The 13660-nt window shown below is 66.4% G+C and carries 12 protein-coding genes; 8 read left to right on the top strand and 4 right to left on the bottom strand.

Going from position 1 to position 13660, the window contains the following annotated elements:
- Positions 1-122: 122 nt before the first annotated feature.
- The 5 genes from phnD (at position 123) to phnX (ending at position 4803) form a co-directional block, all read left to right on the top strand.
- Positions 123-998, top strand: coding sequence for a phosphonate ABC transporter substrate-binding protein (gene phnD, locus N0K08_RS10735; protein WP_261500291.1), 876 nt, complete (start codon positions 123-125; stop codon positions 996-998).
- Entirely contained in the window at positions 995-1789 is a 795-nt protein-coding gene (gene phnC / locus N0K08_RS10730; RefSeq protein ID WP_261500290.1) for a phosphonate ABC transporter ATP-binding protein, read from the top strand. The genes phnD and phnC overlap by 4 nt, the downstream gene beginning before the upstream one ends.
- Before the next feature lie 8 nt (positions 1790-1797).
- Positions 1798-2607 (top strand): phosphonate ABC transporter, permease protein PhnE, encoded by an 810-nt coding sequence (gene phnE, locus N0K08_RS10725; RefSeq protein ID WP_261500289.1) that lies wholly within the window; start codon positions 1798-1800, stop codon positions 2605-2607.
- A 134-nt stretch (positions 2608-2741) separates the two neighbouring features.
- Positions 2742-3830, top strand: coding sequence for an iron-containing alcohol dehydrogenase PsrA (psrA, locus tag N0K08_RS10720; protein ID WP_261500288.1), 1089 nt, complete (start codon positions 2742-2744; stop codon positions 3828-3830).
- A gap of 73 nt (positions 3831-3903) precedes the next feature.
- On the top strand, positions 3904-4803 hold the full coding sequence (gene phnX, locus N0K08_RS10715) for a phosphonoacetaldehyde hydrolase (RefSeq protein ID WP_261500287.1): 900 nt from the start codon (positions 3904-3906) through the stop codon (positions 4801-4803).
- Here phnX and N0K08_RS10710 read toward each other — a convergent pair.
- Together N0K08_RS10710 and N0K08_RS10705 are read right to left on the bottom strand one after the other, a co-directional pair.
- Complete coding sequence (locus tag N0K08_RS10710) at positions 4800-7466, bottom strand: M66 family metalloprotease (RefSeq protein ID WP_261500286.1); 2667 nt, start codon at positions 7464-7466, stop codon at positions 4800-4802. The genes phnX and N0K08_RS10710 overlap by 4 nt on opposite strands.
- 177 nt (positions 7467-7643) lie before the next feature.
- Positions 7644-8537: a LysR family transcriptional regulator gene (locus N0K08_RS10705; RefSeq protein WP_261500284.1), complete on the bottom strand. Its 894-nt coding sequence runs from the start codon at positions 8535-8537 to the stop codon at positions 7644-7646.
- Between the two features lie 100 nt (positions 8538-8637).
- Between N0K08_RS10705 and N0K08_RS10700 the strand changes: the two genes are divergently transcribed.
- From N0K08_RS10700 to N0K08_RS10690, 3 genes are all read left to right on the top strand, one after another.
- Positions 8638-9840 carry an MFS transporter gene (locus N0K08_RS10700; RefSeq protein ID WP_261500282.1) on the top strand — a complete coding sequence of 401 codons (1203 nt, stop codon included), beginning with the start codon at positions 8638-8640 and terminating at the stop codon, positions 9838-9840.
- 109 nt (positions 9841-9949) lie between these two features.
- Positions 9950-10411, top strand: a complete 462-nt coding sequence (locus tag N0K08_RS10695; RefSeq protein ID WP_261500280.1) for a MarR family winged helix-turn-helix transcriptional regulator — start codon at positions 9950-9952, stop codon at positions 10409-10411.
- Positions 10408-11646 carry a multidrug effflux MFS transporter gene (locus N0K08_RS10690; RefSeq protein ID WP_261500278.1) on the top strand — a complete coding sequence of 413 codons (1239 nt, stop codon included), beginning with the start codon at positions 10408-10410 and terminating at the stop codon, positions 11644-11646. The genes N0K08_RS10695 and N0K08_RS10690 overlap by 4 nt, the downstream gene beginning before the upstream one ends.
- 19 nt (positions 11647-11665) lie before the next feature.
- Here N0K08_RS10690 and N0K08_RS10685 read toward each other — a convergent pair whose 3' ends face one another.
- Together N0K08_RS10685 and N0K08_RS10680 are read right to left on the bottom strand one after the other, a co-directional pair.
- On the bottom strand, positions 11666-12442 hold the full coding sequence (locus N0K08_RS10685; protein ID WP_261500276.1) for a substrate-binding domain-containing protein: 777 nt from the start codon (positions 12440-12442) through the stop codon (positions 11666-11668).
- 42 nt (positions 12443-12484) lie between these two features.
- Positions 12485-13465, bottom strand: a complete 981-nt coding sequence (locus N0K08_RS10680; protein WP_261500275.1) for a Bug family tripartite tricarboxylate transporter substrate binding protein — start codon at positions 13463-13465, stop codon at positions 12485-12487.
- Positions 13466-13660: the final 195 nt, after the last annotated feature.

Here is a 13660-nt window from a genome sequence, read left to right as displayed (position 1 = left end):
ACAGTATGAGAGAAGTTTAAAAATTTCACATGAAAGAAATATGGCATTCCTACCATCGAGTGGTCGAACAGCCTTTCTCTACCCACCCCCTGTCCCCCAGGACCGCCACCAGGAACGCCACCATGCACACCACCCGCAGAAACTGCCTCCAACTCGCTGGCGCCGTGGCGCTGGCCTTCGCCACGTCCAGCGCCGCCTTGGCCCAGACCCAGGAACTGCGCGTCGGCCTGATCCCTTCCGAAGACGCCCAGGCCATGATCCGCTCCAGCCAGCAGGTGATGGACCAACTGGCCGAGAAGACCGGCATGAAAGTGCGCCCCTTCGTGGCCAACGACTACAACGGCGTGATCGAAGCCCTGCGCTCGGGCAAGCTGGACATCGCCTACCTCGGCCCGTTCTCCTATGTGCTGGCCAGCAGCATGGCCAACGCCGAAGCCTTTGCCGTCGCCGTGACCAAGAAGACCGGCACCAGCGCCTATCACAGCCTGCTCATCACCCGCAAGGATTCGGGCCTGGACAGCGTGGCCAAGCTGCAGCGGCGCACGTTCGCCTTTGTCGACCCGACTTCGGCTTCGGGCCATCTGTTTCCCAAGGCCGGGCTGCTGGCCGACGGCTTCGATCCGGAAAAGCACTTCTCGCGCGTGATTTTCTCGGGCTCGCACGACGCCAACATCATGGCCGTGGCCAACAACAAGGTCGACGGCGCGGCCGTGGCCGACCGCATCTTCGAGTCGGCCATCGCCAAGGGCCTGATCAAGGGCGAGGACTTCCAGGTCATCTGGCGCTCGCAGCCCATCCCCGAGTCGCCCATGGTCTGGCGCAAGAGCCTGGACGCCGCGACCAAGCAGAAAGTCGCTGCCGCGCTGGCCGACATCAAGGGCCTGCCCTGGGGCGACCAGGGCGTGCTCAACGGTTTTGCACCGACCAACGACAAGGCCTACGACGTGGTCCGCCAGACCGCCAAGGCCTTGAACCTCGACCTCGGGAAAATGAAATGATCCACGCCCGCCAACTGCGCAAGAGCTTCGGCAGCAACCATGTGCTGCACGGCATAGACCTCGACGTCCAGCCCGGCGAGTTCGTGGTGATGCTGGGACTGTCGGGCGCCGGCAAGTCCACGCTGCTGCGCTGCATGAACGGACTGGCCCAGCCCGACAGCGGCACGCTGCAGGTCGGCGGCATCGATTTGATGGCGCGCCACTCGCGCCGGCAACTGGCGCGCCAGGCGGCCATGGTGTTCCAGCACCACAACCTCGTGCCCCGGCTGTCGGTGCTGAAGAACGTGCTCACGGGGCGCCTGGGCGCGCTGTCCACCCTGCCGTCCATGTTGCAGCTGTTTCGCCAAAGCGATATAGCTCTGGCGCACGAATGCCTGGAGCGCGTGGGCCTGGCGCACAAGGCGCACGAGCGCACCGATTCCTTGTCGGGCGGGCAGATGCAGCGCGTGGGCATTGCCCGGGCGCTGGCCCAGCAGCCGCAAGTGATCCTGGCCGACGAGCCTGTCGCCAGCCTGGACCCCAAGACCGCGCGCAGCGTGCTGCAGTACCTGCGCGATGCCACGCGCGGCCTGGGCATTGCCGTGGTCTGCAACCTGCACCAGGTCGACTATGCGCGCGAGTTCGGCGACCGCATCGTGGGCCTGGCCCAGGGCCGCATGGTCTACGACGGCAGTACGCACGGACTCGATGAAGCCGCGCTGCAAGCCATTTACCACGCGCAGCCGCAGGCGGTGACGCCCGCTGCGCCCCACCCGTGGCAACACGCCATTCCCGCCGGAGGCCTGCTGTGAGCCATACCATGCACAAAGATTCCTACCGCTGGACGGTCACGCCCCCCGCGGGCAAAAGCGGCTGGCTGGTTTACGCCGCCATCGCCCTGGCCCTGGGCTGGGTGCTGCAGTGGAGCGCGACGGGCGCGCAGCTGAGCTGGGGCGAGCTGGCCAACGGCATGCCGCAGATCGCCGACTTCCTGTCGCGCTCGGTGCCGCCCGACTGGAGCATCCTGCCGCGGCTGTGGGCGCCGGCCATGGAGACCATTCAGATCGCGATCTGGGGCACGCTGCTGAGCATCGTGCTGGCCCTGCCGCTGTCCTTCATCGCGGCCAGCAACCTGCACAGCTGGCACGGCCTGCGCCGGGTCACGCGGCAGTTTCTGAACGTGGTGCGCAGCATCAACGAGCTGATCCTGGCCCTGGTCTTCGTCTCGGCCGTGGGTCTGGGGCCCTTCCCCGGCGTGCTGGCCCTGGCGCTGCACGGCATGGGCATGCTGGGCAAGTTCTTTGCCGAAAGCATCGAAGAAATCGACAGCGGCCCGCTGGAAGCCCTGCGCAGTGCGGGGGCGAGCCAGCTGCAGGTCATCGTCTTTGGTGTCGTGCCCCAGGCGATCACGGCCTGGATCGCCGTCGTGCTGTACCGCTTCGAAGTCAATCTGCGCTCGGCCACGGTGCTGGGCATGGTCGGCGCGGGCGGGCTGGGCTTCGAGCTGGTCGGCAGCCTCAAGCTGTTCCGCTACCAGGAAACCGCGACCTGCATCGTCGTCATCACCGCCATGGTGATCATTGCCGACCTGATCTCCAACCTCTTGCGCCAGCGCATACAGAGGCATTGATCGCCGCCGCCGGGTGCTCCCGGCGGCGCACTTCCCCCGAGACCTTTTCAAAGCCCGGCAGCGTTGAGTCCTGCCGCCGGTGGCTTCGCCCTGGGCGTGTCTTTCTCCCTTTTCATTTTTCTAGGCAATTCACCGTGTGGACCTATCACAACCCCGTACACATTCACGCTGCTCCCGGTGGCCTGCAACAGCTGCCGGCCCTGCTCCAAGGCCGTGACTGCATTCTGGTGACTTTCCCCGAAGCCCACGGCCTGGGCCTGGTCGACAAGCTGCGCGGGCTGCTGGGCGCGCAGCTGCGCGCCGTGGTCAGCGACATCCTGCCCAACCCCGATGTGCAATGGCTGGCACCGCTGTATGAGCGCGTGCACCGCGATCACGCTGACGTGCCCTGTCTGGTGGCCTTGGGCGGCGGCAGCGTGATCGACACGGCCAAGGCCTTGATGTGCGCCACGCCTTCGGGCGCGTTTGCCGAGTTGCTGGCGGTGCTGGAGCAGGGCGCGCAGCTGCCGGCCGGCGCGCACAAGGCGCTGATCGCCATTCCCACCACGGCCGGCACGGGCAGCGAAGTCACGCCCTGGGCCACGTTGTGGGACCAGGCGGGCGGGCGCAAGCATTCGCTGCACCAGCCCTGGACCTGGCCCGAGGCAGCGCTGATCGACGCCGAACTCATGCTCAGCCTGCCCGGCCCGTCTACCCTGGCCAGCGGCCTGGACGCGCTGTCGCATGCGCTCGAATCCCTGTGGAACGTGCACCGCAACCCGGTCTCGACCGCCCTGGCCGTGCGCGCCGCGCAGCGCATCCTGCAGACCCTGCCGGCGCTGATGCAGGACCTGAGCAACGCCAGCTTGCGCGCCGAGCTGGCCGAAGCCGCGCTGATGGCCGGCCTGGCGTTTTCCAACACCAAGACGGCGCTGGCGCATTCGCTGTCCTACGACATCACGCTGCGCTACGGCCAGGTGCACGGCATTGCCTGCTCGTTCAGCCTGCCGCTGGTGCTGGAGATGGCGCTGGGCGCGGACGCGCAATGCGACGCGGCCTTGCTGTCGGTCTTCGGCGCCGCCAGCGGCGCGGCCGCCGTCGCCCGTCTGCGCGACTTTCTGCACGGCCTGGGCGTCTCCACCGACCCCGCCCAGTTCGGCCTGAGCGCCGCGGACTGGGACCGGATGGTGCAGGCCGCCGCGCGCGGCCCGCGCGGGCGCAACTTCATTCGCGCCCTGGCCTGAGCCATGTCGCTGCTCACTTCCTGCCAGTTGCCGCTGTGCTGCCTTTCTTTGTCTCTTTCCTTGGAACCACACCATGACCGCCACCCTCGTGCCACTTTTCTCCGACACCTGCGCCTTCTTGCCCGACGCCGCGCCCGCCGACTTGGCGCCTTTGCAAGGCGTTGTTTTTGACTGGGCCGGCACCCTGGTCGACTTCGGCTCGCTGGCCCCGACGCAGATCTTCGTGGAAGCTTTTGCGACTTTCGGCATCAGCATCACGCTGGCCCAGGCGCGCGGTCCCATGGGCTTGTCCAAATGGCAGCACATCCACCAGCTGCTGCAGGAGCCTTTGATCCACGCCCAATGGCTGCGGGTGTTCGGCCAGGCGCCGCAAGACGCCGACGTGGACGCGGTCTACGCGCGCTTCATGCCTTTGCAGATCGCCAAGGTCGGCGAGTTCTCCGCGCCCATCGCCGGCGCGGCCGAAGTCCTGCAATGGCTGCGCGACCAGGGACTGCGCACGGGCTCCTGCTCGGGCTACCCACGCGTCGTGCTGGACAAGCTGCTGCCCCAGGCGGCCGCGGCTGGCGTGGCGCCCGAATATGTGGTGGCCGGCGACGAGCTGGCCGCGGGCGCGCGCCCGGGCCCGTTCATGGCGCTGGCCAATGTGCTGGCCCTGGGCATCGGCGATGTGCGTGCCTGCGTGAAGGTCGATGACACCGTGCCCGGCATCGATGAGGGCCGCAACGCCGGCATGTGGACCGTGGGCCTGAGTCTGTCGGGCAACGAGGTCGGCTATTCGCTGGCCGAATACGCCCAGGCCCCGGCCGAGGAAGTCGCCGCGCGCATTGCCGCCGCCGAGCACAAGCTGCGTGCGGCCGGCGCGCATTACGTGGTGGACAGCATCCAGGATCTGCCTGGCGTGCTGCTGGAGATTGCGGCGCGGATGCGCGCGGGCGTGGAACCTGGGCCGCTGCGCGCGCCAACGCGTTAACGTGCCGCCGGCACGGGCCCCAGGACTTCCAGATAGCCCGCATAGCGGCTGTCGATCAAGGACAAGGCCAGGCTGTCGCCAGGCAGCAGCCCGCTCCACTGCTGGTTGGCACCCCCCGTGCAGCTGTAGGTGATCAGGCGGCCCAGGTTGTTGCTCAAGTTGCCGCTGGACAGGTCCAGGCAGCGGTTGCCGCGCGCAATGCGCTTGGGCACGCTGGTGTCCCAGACCTGGTTATCGTTGCGCACATCGCAGGCCGTCAGCTTGACGGCATTGCTGCCGCCCTGGTCGGTCAGGCACAGGCCCAGGTCGGCGCGGCTGCGAATGCTGCCGCGGCCGTCCAGAATCCATTGCTCGTTGGCGTCTGCCGTGCACAGGCTCTTGCCGGCGATGCGCACGTCGGCGCCCAGCTTCTGGATGCAGTTGCCATTGGCCATGCGCATGGACTGGGCCGCGGGAATCAAGGGCTGGCTGGAGAGGCCCAGCTTTTGCAGCAGATCGCGCAGGGCTTGCTGTGCATCGGCCTTGTCCAGGGACTGGGCATGGGCGGCCATCCAGCGGTTCAGGCGTTGGGCCTGCTGCTGTTGCGCGGTGAAGCGGTCCCACTGCAGGCGCGCGGCGGGCGACAGGTCCTGGGCATGGTTGGTATAGCTGTCGTACAGCAACTGGTCGGCGCTGCCCAGCGTCAGCACTTTCTTGTCCGCCAGAGGCAGCAAGGCCGCTTCGAGCGCGGGCAATTCCACGGCACGGATGGCGCTGTAGCCGGCCTGCTTGCCGACGGTCACGGGCGCGGGCATGGCGGGCAGGTGGTGAGGGATGGCCAGCGTGTAGAGCTTCTGGGGGGCGGCGGCTGCCGTCTGGCAGAACAGCTCGGCCTGCGTGGGCTGGTCGCTTTGGGCCAGGTTGACATGCAGTTTGTTGACCTTGCCGGTTTCCATGCGCTTGCCCGCCACGGCAATGCGCTGGCTGGGAAGGGCGGAAAACTGCACGTCCAGCCAGCATTGGCGCGGCTCGGCGCTGCCCACGGCGGAGGCGGGCAGGTGGAAGACATTGCCCCAGTTGCTGCGCAGCGCCGGGTAGAGCAGCGCATTGTTGGTTTCGGGGTCATAGCCGCCCAGCAGGGTGACGACCGGCACGCCTTGCAGGCGCGGTGCCAGGAATTTTCCCGTGGCGCTGTTGAACCAGACGGTGTTTTGCGCGGGAATGGCGGGGGCCACCGCTTCCATGGTCTGCGTGCTGGCGTTCCATTGGGCATAGCCCGTGGGCGAGGAGGGCGTCAGCACCGGTTTGTCCAGGCTGGGCTGGATCTTGTTCCTGGTGCTGTAGCCGGTGTAGTGGGTGTAGAGCGACAGCGCGCTGCTGTAGTGGCCGCCCGCCATGGCGTCCGAGGCGAAGCTGTAAGAGTCTTCGAACACCGGCATGCCTGGCAGGCCGTCATTCTCGCCGCGCGTCCAGTGCAGATTGGCGCGCATGCGCTTGCGGTAGGCGATATAGCCCCAGCCACTGTCATGGTGGTGGCCGGACCAGAAGTAGTTGCCGTCCACTTCGCCGGGGTAGTGGCCCAGGCCGTAGTGGTGGCCGATCTCGTGGCTGAATTCATTGCCGCGCGTGGCTTCCAGCGTCAATATGCCGTTGCCGCCACTCAGGCTGTGGACTCGGTCGCCGTTGCTGTACTTGCCCATGGCATGGTGGGCGACCACGCTCTGGAACACCTGCGGTTGCTGTTGCGACTGCATGCCGGCGCTGGTGACGCCATAGTTGGCCAGGTTGATGCCGGTGCTGAAAGTGGACTTGGCGGTGTTCTCCCGCATGTCGCCGCTGTATTCATCGCCGGCGGTGGCGCTGGCCGTGTCGTAGATCACGCCCGTGGCCACCATCACGCGGCTCAGGCGCACGCTCTCGTAATAGGCGGCGGTGATGCGCGCCAGCGGCACGGTCTGGAAATAGTCGCTGGCGGCCTTGGCGGGCTGGTTCAGGAACCAATGCCCTGCGGCATCGGTGGGTGGATCGGTCAGCATGCCCAGCTCGAAACTGTGCACCACCAGCTCCGCCGGTGCGGCAAACTCGATGGCGGCGGCGGTCAGGGTGCCGGCGCGGTTCAGGTTGTCGCTGACGCGCAGTTCCAGCCCCGGCTGGACCCAGTCCCAGGGCAGCACGGCCGACCAGGCGCGGCGTGAATAAACGTAGTCGGGCCGACCGTCCTGGTGGTTGGCGTCCGCGCGCAGGATCTCGTTGGGGTGGCGCATCTGCAGCGTGCCCAGGCTTTGCCCGTTGCACGAGACGGCCACCATGAGCGTGGCGGCTTCACCCAGCGAAGGGTCCGGCGTGACCAACAGCAAGGCTTCGCGCTGGGCTGTCAGCGTCGGCATTTGCTTGGCGGCATTGCCCGACGGGTCCACGGTATGGCTTTGCGCGAACTGCAGCATGGCGGGCAGGCTGCCGACCAGGTCGTTGCGCACGGCGCGCGGCAGTCCGGTCTTGTCGCGGTCGTAAAAGCCCAGGGCGTTCAAGGGCGTGTATTTGCCGCCCAGGGGCTCGGCGTAGGGCGCCTGGCTGTCTCCGCCGCCAGGGGGGTCGCCCAGGCCCGGGTTCTCCGGAAGAGGTCTCTCGGTCACCGGCGGCGTGCCCGAAGATTCCTCTCCACCGCCGCATCCCGCCAACACCATCACCGAACTCAATAAGACTGCATGACCCCAATGCAAATTGCGCATCCGAACTTTCAAACGAAATGCGTTGATTCTAGAAATGAGTTTTGCGATTTCTGACGTAAATGAGATTTATTTTCGTCGATTGCATGCAATTTGTAAAAAAGTGTTCTGCGCGGGCTCGCAAGCCGCGGCGCTTCAACCCGGCCGTTGCAGCGCCTTGGCCAGGTAGTCCACGAAGACGCGGATGCGCGCGGCCAGCTCGGTGTTGCGGTAGTAGACGGCGTTCACGGGCTGCAGCTGCTCCACGGTGTGGGGGATGAGCAGTTGCACCAGATCGCCGCGCGCGCGGTCGGCATGCGTCATGAAGTCGGCCAGGCAGGCGATGCCCTGGCCGGCGAGCGCGAGTTGGCGCACGGTTTCGCCGCTCGATGCGCGCAGCTCGGGCGTGATTTCAAAGTCTTCGCCGCCCGCATGGCGCAGCGGCCAGCGGTTGAGGCTGTCGGGCTGGGTGAAGCCGATGAGACTGTGCTGGCGCAGGTCTTCCACCTGGCGCGGCCGGCCATGGGCCTTGAGGTAGGCCGGCGTGGCCAGCACGCGCAGCGCAAAACGGGCCAGCGGCGTGGCGTGCAAGGTGGAGTCGCGCAGCGTGCCTATGCGAATGCCCACGTCGGTGCGCTGCTCTATCAGGTCGATCAAGTCGTCGTTGCTGTTGAGCTCCAGCTCGATGTCGGGGTATTGGGCGCGAAAGCCGGCCAGCAGCGGCACGACGGCGTGCAGCATGAAGGGCGAAGCCGCATTCACGCGCAGACGGCCCGCGGGGCGCACGCGGCGCGTAGCCAGCTCGTCCTCGGCCGCATCCACCGCGTCGATGATGGCGCGCGCGCGGCCCAGGAACAGCGTGCCTTCCTCGGTCAGTGCCAGCTTGCGCGTGGTGCGGCGCAGCAAGGTGGTATCGAGCTTTTGCTCGAGGCGGCGCAGCGTGCGGCTCACGCCCGACACCGTCTGCGCCAGGTGCTCGGCGGCGGCCGTGATCGAGCCGGTGTCGACCACGGTCACGAAAGCCTGCAGTTCATCGAGGGTGGTTTTCATGGATTATTGATTTTGAATCAAGGGTATTGTGATGGTGCAGGGCTTTTTCGACAAGTATTGCGGCCGCATAGTACGGGCTACTTCATTGAAACGAGCTGCCATGCCACTTGCCCTTCTCGCGCTGACGATCAGCGCTTTTGCCATCGGGACGACGGAATTCGTCATCGTCGGCCTGCTGCCCACGCTGGCCGCCGACCTGGCCATCAGTCTGCCGTCGGCCGGCCTGCTGGTCAGCCTGTACGCCCTGGGTGTCGCCATTGGCGCGCCCGTGCTCACGGCCTTGACGGCCAAGCTGCCGCGCAAGATCTTGCTGCTGGCGCTGATGGCCTTGTTCACGGCCGGCAACCTGCTGGCCTGGCAGGCGCCCAGTTATGAATCGCTGGTCGCGGCGCGCGTGCTCACGGGCCTGGCCCATGGCGTGTTCTTCTCCATAGGTTCGACCATTGCCACCAGCCTGGTGCCCAAGGAAAAAGCCGCCAGCGCCATTGCCATCATGTTCACCGGCCTGACCGTGGCCCTGGTCACGGGCGTACCGCTGGGCACCTTCATCGGACAGCATTTTGGCTGGCGCGAGACTTTCCTCGTCGTCTCCCTGCTGGGGACACTGGCTTTCGTCGGCAGCTGGGTCTTCGTGCCCGCCAAGCTGCGCCACAGCGCGCCGGCATCGCTGCTGCAGCAGGCCAAGGTATTGACCCAGCCGCGCCTGCTGCTGGTCTATGCCACCACGGCCATAGGCTACGGCGGCACGTTCATTCCCTTCACTTTCCTGGCCGCCATCCTGACCGACATCTCGGGCTTCAGCGCGGGCTCGGTGGGCTGGGTGCTGCTGGTCTACGGCGTGTCGGTGGCCGTGGGCAATCTGTGGGGCGGCCGGCTGGCCGACCGCAAGGGCGCGATTCCCGCGCTGAAGATCATTTTTACCGCGCTGGCTGCCGTCTTGCTGCTGCTGAACTTCACGGCGCCCCATGCCTGGCTGGCCCTGGTGACGGTGCTGTTGTGGGGCGCGGTGGCCTTTGGCAACGTGCCCGGCCTGCAGGTCTATGTGGTCAAGCAGGCCGAGCGCTTTGCGCCCCAGGCCGTGGATGTGGCTTCGGGCCTGAACATCGCCGCCTTCAATCTGGGCATTGCCTTCGCGGCCTGGGCCGGCGGCCTGATCGTGAGCCATTGGGGCCTGCAGCACACGCCCTGGATAGGCGCCGTGGTGGTGCTGCTGTCGCTGGCATTGACCTACTGGAGTGGCGCGCTGGACCGCCGCGACGCGGCAGCACCGCGCCGCCAGGGCTTGCAAGCCGCAGCGCGCTGACCTGAATCACGCCAGCGCCGGGGAAATGGGGCCGCAGCCTTGATGGGCTGCGGCCCATTTTTTTTCATAAAAGATTGCAGTTGCAATGCTTGCAGCTACAATCATCTGCATGAAAACCGCCACCACGCCGCAAGGCTGCACCAACCTGAAGATCCGCCAACTCGATCGCATGGTGTCGCGCCACTACGATCGCTACGTGGGGGCGGCCGGGCTCAAGAACACCCAGTATGCGTTGCTGACGCATGTGGTCAAGCTCGGACCCATCCGTCCCGGCGACCTGGCCCGGCGCATGCAGATGGACGCCTCGACCCTGACGCGCAACCTGCAGCCCCTGGTGGCCCAGGGCTGGGTGACGGTGGCCGCGGGCGACGATGCGCGCAGCCGTCTGGTCGAAGCGACCGAAGCCGGGCGGGCCAAGCAGGCCGAAGGCCAGCGCGCCTGGAAGGCGGCGCAGTTGGCGCTCAATGCGCGCCTGGGCGTGGAGCAGGTGGCGGCCTTGCATGTCTTGCTGGATGCCTGCATTGCCAACCTGGATGAGGACGGCGCAGGCGCCGAAGGGGTGTCGCTGTGACGCCGCTCAAGGGCGCCGCGGCCCTGGACGCGGGCCTGGCGGGCGCGCGCCCGGCCCGGGGCGAGCTCACGGGAGAACGGCTGTTTCTGCTGGCCGGACTGGCCGCCCTGGGCGCGCTGGCGACCAACATCATTTTGCCGGCCTTCCCTGAAATGGCGCAGGCGCTGCATGCGTCCACCCAGGATTTGAGTGCCACGCTGAGCAGCTTCTTCGTGGCCTTTGCGCTGGGCCAGCTGTTCGTGGGGCCGTTGTCGGATCGATTTGGCCGCCAGTGGTTGGTGCTCGGGGGCCTGCTCACGTTCGCGCTGGGCAGCGTCCTGTGCATTCTGGCGACAAGCTTGCCGCAGCTGATTGTGGGGCGCATCGTCCAGGCGCTGGGCGTCTGCGCGACTTCGGTCCTGGCGCGGGCCATTGCGCGCGACCTGTTCGATGGCGAGCAGTTGGCGCGGGTGCTGTCGCTGATCATGGTGGCGATGGCGGCGGCGCCTGGTTTTTCGCCGCTGCTGGGCCAGGCCTTCAACAGCGCCCTGGGCTGGCGCGCGACGTTTGGCTTCGTCGGCGTGCTGGCCCTGGTGCTGGCCGTGCATTACCGCCTGCGGCTGGGAGAGACGCACCACAGGGCCCACCGATCCGCGCTGTCGCTGCGCGCGGTGCTGACCGGCTATGGGCAGTTGCTGCGCGACCGGCGCTTCATCGCTCCCGCACTGTCCGTGAGCCTGGTCATAGGCGCGCTGTACGCGTTCTTCTCCATGGCGCCCGCGATCCTGATGACGGGGTTTGGGCTGTCGGCCTTGGCCATGGGCGTGTTTTTTGCGGCCACGGTGCTGGTGGTGTTCGCCGGGGGATTTCTCGCGCCGCGCCTGGCCCGCCGCTGGGGGGCGGCGCCGGTGGTGCGTGCCGGCATGGGCATTGCGCTGGCCGGCAGTCTGGCGCTGCTGGTCGGCCCGCACGATTTCTATTTCTTCAGCGCGGCGCTGAGCGTGTTCCTGCTGGGCATGGGCATTCTCAACCCGCTGGCCACGGCCATTGCGCTGCAGCCTTTCGGTCAGCAGGCGGGAGCGGCCTCGGCCTTGCTGGGATTCCTGCAAATGGGCTGCGCCGCCACGGCCATCACGCTGGGCAGCGCCGGCGGTCTGACGGCCTATGGTGCCCTGGGCATCATCTTGAGCGTCAGCCTGACGGCGTCGCTGCTGGTGTTCCGGGCGCTGCGATCGACTGCGCCCGCGGCCGCGTGAGCCAACGCAAGCCCCTGGCCTATCGCGCGGGCTTCATGCCGTTGGCTTCCATCACCGGGTAGGCGACTGGTGAAGTGATGAATTGCATGTAATCGCGGGCCGCGGATTTTTGCGCACTGTTTTTCGGAATGGCGGCCGAGAACGTGGTCACGGCCTGGATTTCCGCGGGCAGCGGTCCGATGACGCTGATGCCCTTGGCGTGCATCAGCTCGCTCAGCTGCTGAAATCCGATCTCGGCTTCGCCGCTTGCCACCAGCGTCGCGACCGGGATGCCCGGTTTGGGGACGATGGTGCGCTGCTTCAGTGCGTCGGCAACGCCCCATTTCTCAAACAGATTTTGCAGATACACCCCGCTAGGCCCGGTGGAGTAGCTGATGCTTTGGGCCGCGATGACCGCCTGGCGCAGCGCCGATTCGCTGCGGATGTCGATTTTGGGGGCGCCTTCGCGTTGCGCCACGGCAATGCTGGAGTGCACAAATGCCAGGGCACTGCCGGGCTCCAGTGCCGCGCCGGCCGCAAGCCGGTCGATGGCGCCCGAGGCCAGAATCACCACATCGAAATTCTCGTCGTTCTTGACCCTTTGTTCCGCGTCCACGCCGCCTACGGATTCGAGCACGACGCGGTGGGGCGATTGCTCCTCGAAGCGCCGGGAGAGATCCGACAGGATTTCTCGCGTCGCCATGGAGGAGATGATGCGCAGCGGCGGATGGGCGGAAGCATTTTCCGCGGGGCCGGCGTGCGTATTGGCGCTAGAAAGCAGGGAGAGCATGGCGATCCACAGGGTGCGTTGGAACATTCTGGTTTCAATCAAGAAAGCGGCGGCTTGCCGCTTCGTGGCTCAGTCCGCCTGTATGCCGGCGTCCTTGATGACCTTGCCCCATTTGGCGATTTCCGACTTGCTGTATTCCGCGAATTTCTGCGGCGAGCCCGTGTCGACAATCGCGCCGCGGTCGGCGAGCCGGTCCTGCACATCCTTGCGGGCCAGGGTTTTCTGCAACTCGCTGTTGAGTCGCTGAACGACATCGGCGGGCATGTTCTTGGGGCCCATCAAGCCCCACCAGACGGTCGCTTCCAGCTTGGGCCAGCCCAGCGATTGGGTGGTGGGCAGTCCGGGCACCGACGCGGTGGGCTTGCTGCCATACACGGCGAGCGCCCTGAGCGAGCCCGACTGGATATGGGAGATCACTTCCAGCGGATTGATGGACATGAACGACAGGCGGCCGCCCAGCAAGTCGGTGATGGCCGGGCTGCCTCCCTTGTAGGGAATGTGGATGGCGCTGAGCCCGGTTTCCTGGATCAGCAATTCACTGGCCAGGTGTCCTGAACTGCCGTTGCCCGCCGAGCCGTAAGACAGTTCATTCTTGTTCTTCTTGCTGTGCTCTATCAGCTCCTTGAGCGACTGGAAGGGCGACTTGGCAGGCACCACGATGACCAGGGGCGCATAGCCGATCTTGCCGATGGCGGTGAAATCTTCGCTGGGGTTGAAGTTGAGTTTCTTGAACAGCGCCCCGTTGCTGGCCAGGGTGGGCGACGCCGTCAGCAGCGTATAGCCATCGGCGGGCGCCTTCGCGACGGCCGCCATGCCGATGTTGGTCGATGCGCCCGGCTTGTTGTCGACGATGACGGTTTGGGCCAAGGCAGTGCCCAGTTCTTGTGCCACGATGCGCGTCACAATGTCTACGCCACCGCCCGGGGCATAAGGAACCACCACCGTGATCGGCTTGCTGGGGTAGGTTTGGGCCAGCGCGCCCAGGGGCAGGGCAAGCAGCGGTGCCAACGCGATGAATTGGCTGAGTTGGCGGCGGCTGAAAGGCGTCACGGTGTTTCCTGGAGAATGGAGCGATGCCAAATTCTAGGCCGGCGCTGCCTGCCGCGATGGACGGTTTTGGTATAGCTGATAGCGCAAATCTGAGCGGCAAATACGTGGTTTTACAGTTGACACCAGGGGGCGGTGAACGGATGCCCGCCAGGCTCAGTGTGCCGCGCGGCGCCGCTGTCCCGCACGCTAAAATCC

Source organism: Acidovorax bellezanensis (genome assembly GCF_025421555.1).
Taxonomy (GTDB): Bacteria; Pseudomonadota; Gammaproteobacteria; order Burkholderiales; family Burkholderiaceae_C; genus Comamonas; species Comamonas bellezanensis.
The sequence above is the reverse complement of the archived record's forward strand: the minus strand, read 5'-3'. Positions and strand labels throughout refer to the sequence as shown.

Excerpts from the sequence above, each read along its gene's own strand:
- phnD (WP_261500291.1), top strand. The coding sequence starts at position 123 with ATGCACACCACCCGCAGAAACTGCCTCCAACTCGCTGGCGCCGTGGCG.
- phnC (WP_261500290.1), top strand. The coding sequence starts at position 995 with ATGATCCACGCCCGCCAACTGCGCAAGAGCTTCGGCAGCAACCATGTG.
- phnE (WP_261500289.1), top strand. The coding sequence starts at position 1,798 with ATGCACAAAGATTCCTACCGCTGGACGGTCACGCCCCCCGCGGGCAAA.
- phnX (WP_261500287.1), top strand. The coding sequence starts at position 3,904 with ATGACCGCCACCCTCGTGCCACTTTTCTCCGACACCTGCGCCTTCTTG.
- N0K08_RS10710 (WP_261500286.1), bottom strand. The coding sequence starts at position 7,466 with ATGGTGTTGGCGGGATGCGGCGGTGGAGAGGAATCTTCGGGCACGCCG.
- N0K08_RS10705 (WP_261500284.1), bottom strand. The coding sequence starts at position 8,537 with ATGAAAACCACCCTCGATGAACTGCAGGCTTTCGTGACCGTGGTCGAC.
- N0K08_RS10700 (WP_261500282.1), top strand. The coding sequence starts at position 8,638 with ATGCCACTTGCCCTTCTCGCGCTGACGATCAGCGCTTTTGCCATCGGG.
- N0K08_RS10695 (WP_261500280.1), top strand. The coding sequence starts at position 9,950 with ATGAAAACCGCCACCACGCCGCAAGGCTGCACCAACCTGAAGATCCGC.
- N0K08_RS10685 (WP_261500276.1), bottom strand. The coding sequence starts at position 12,442 with ATGTTCCAACGCACCCTGTGGATCGCCATGCTCTCCCTGCTTTCTAGC.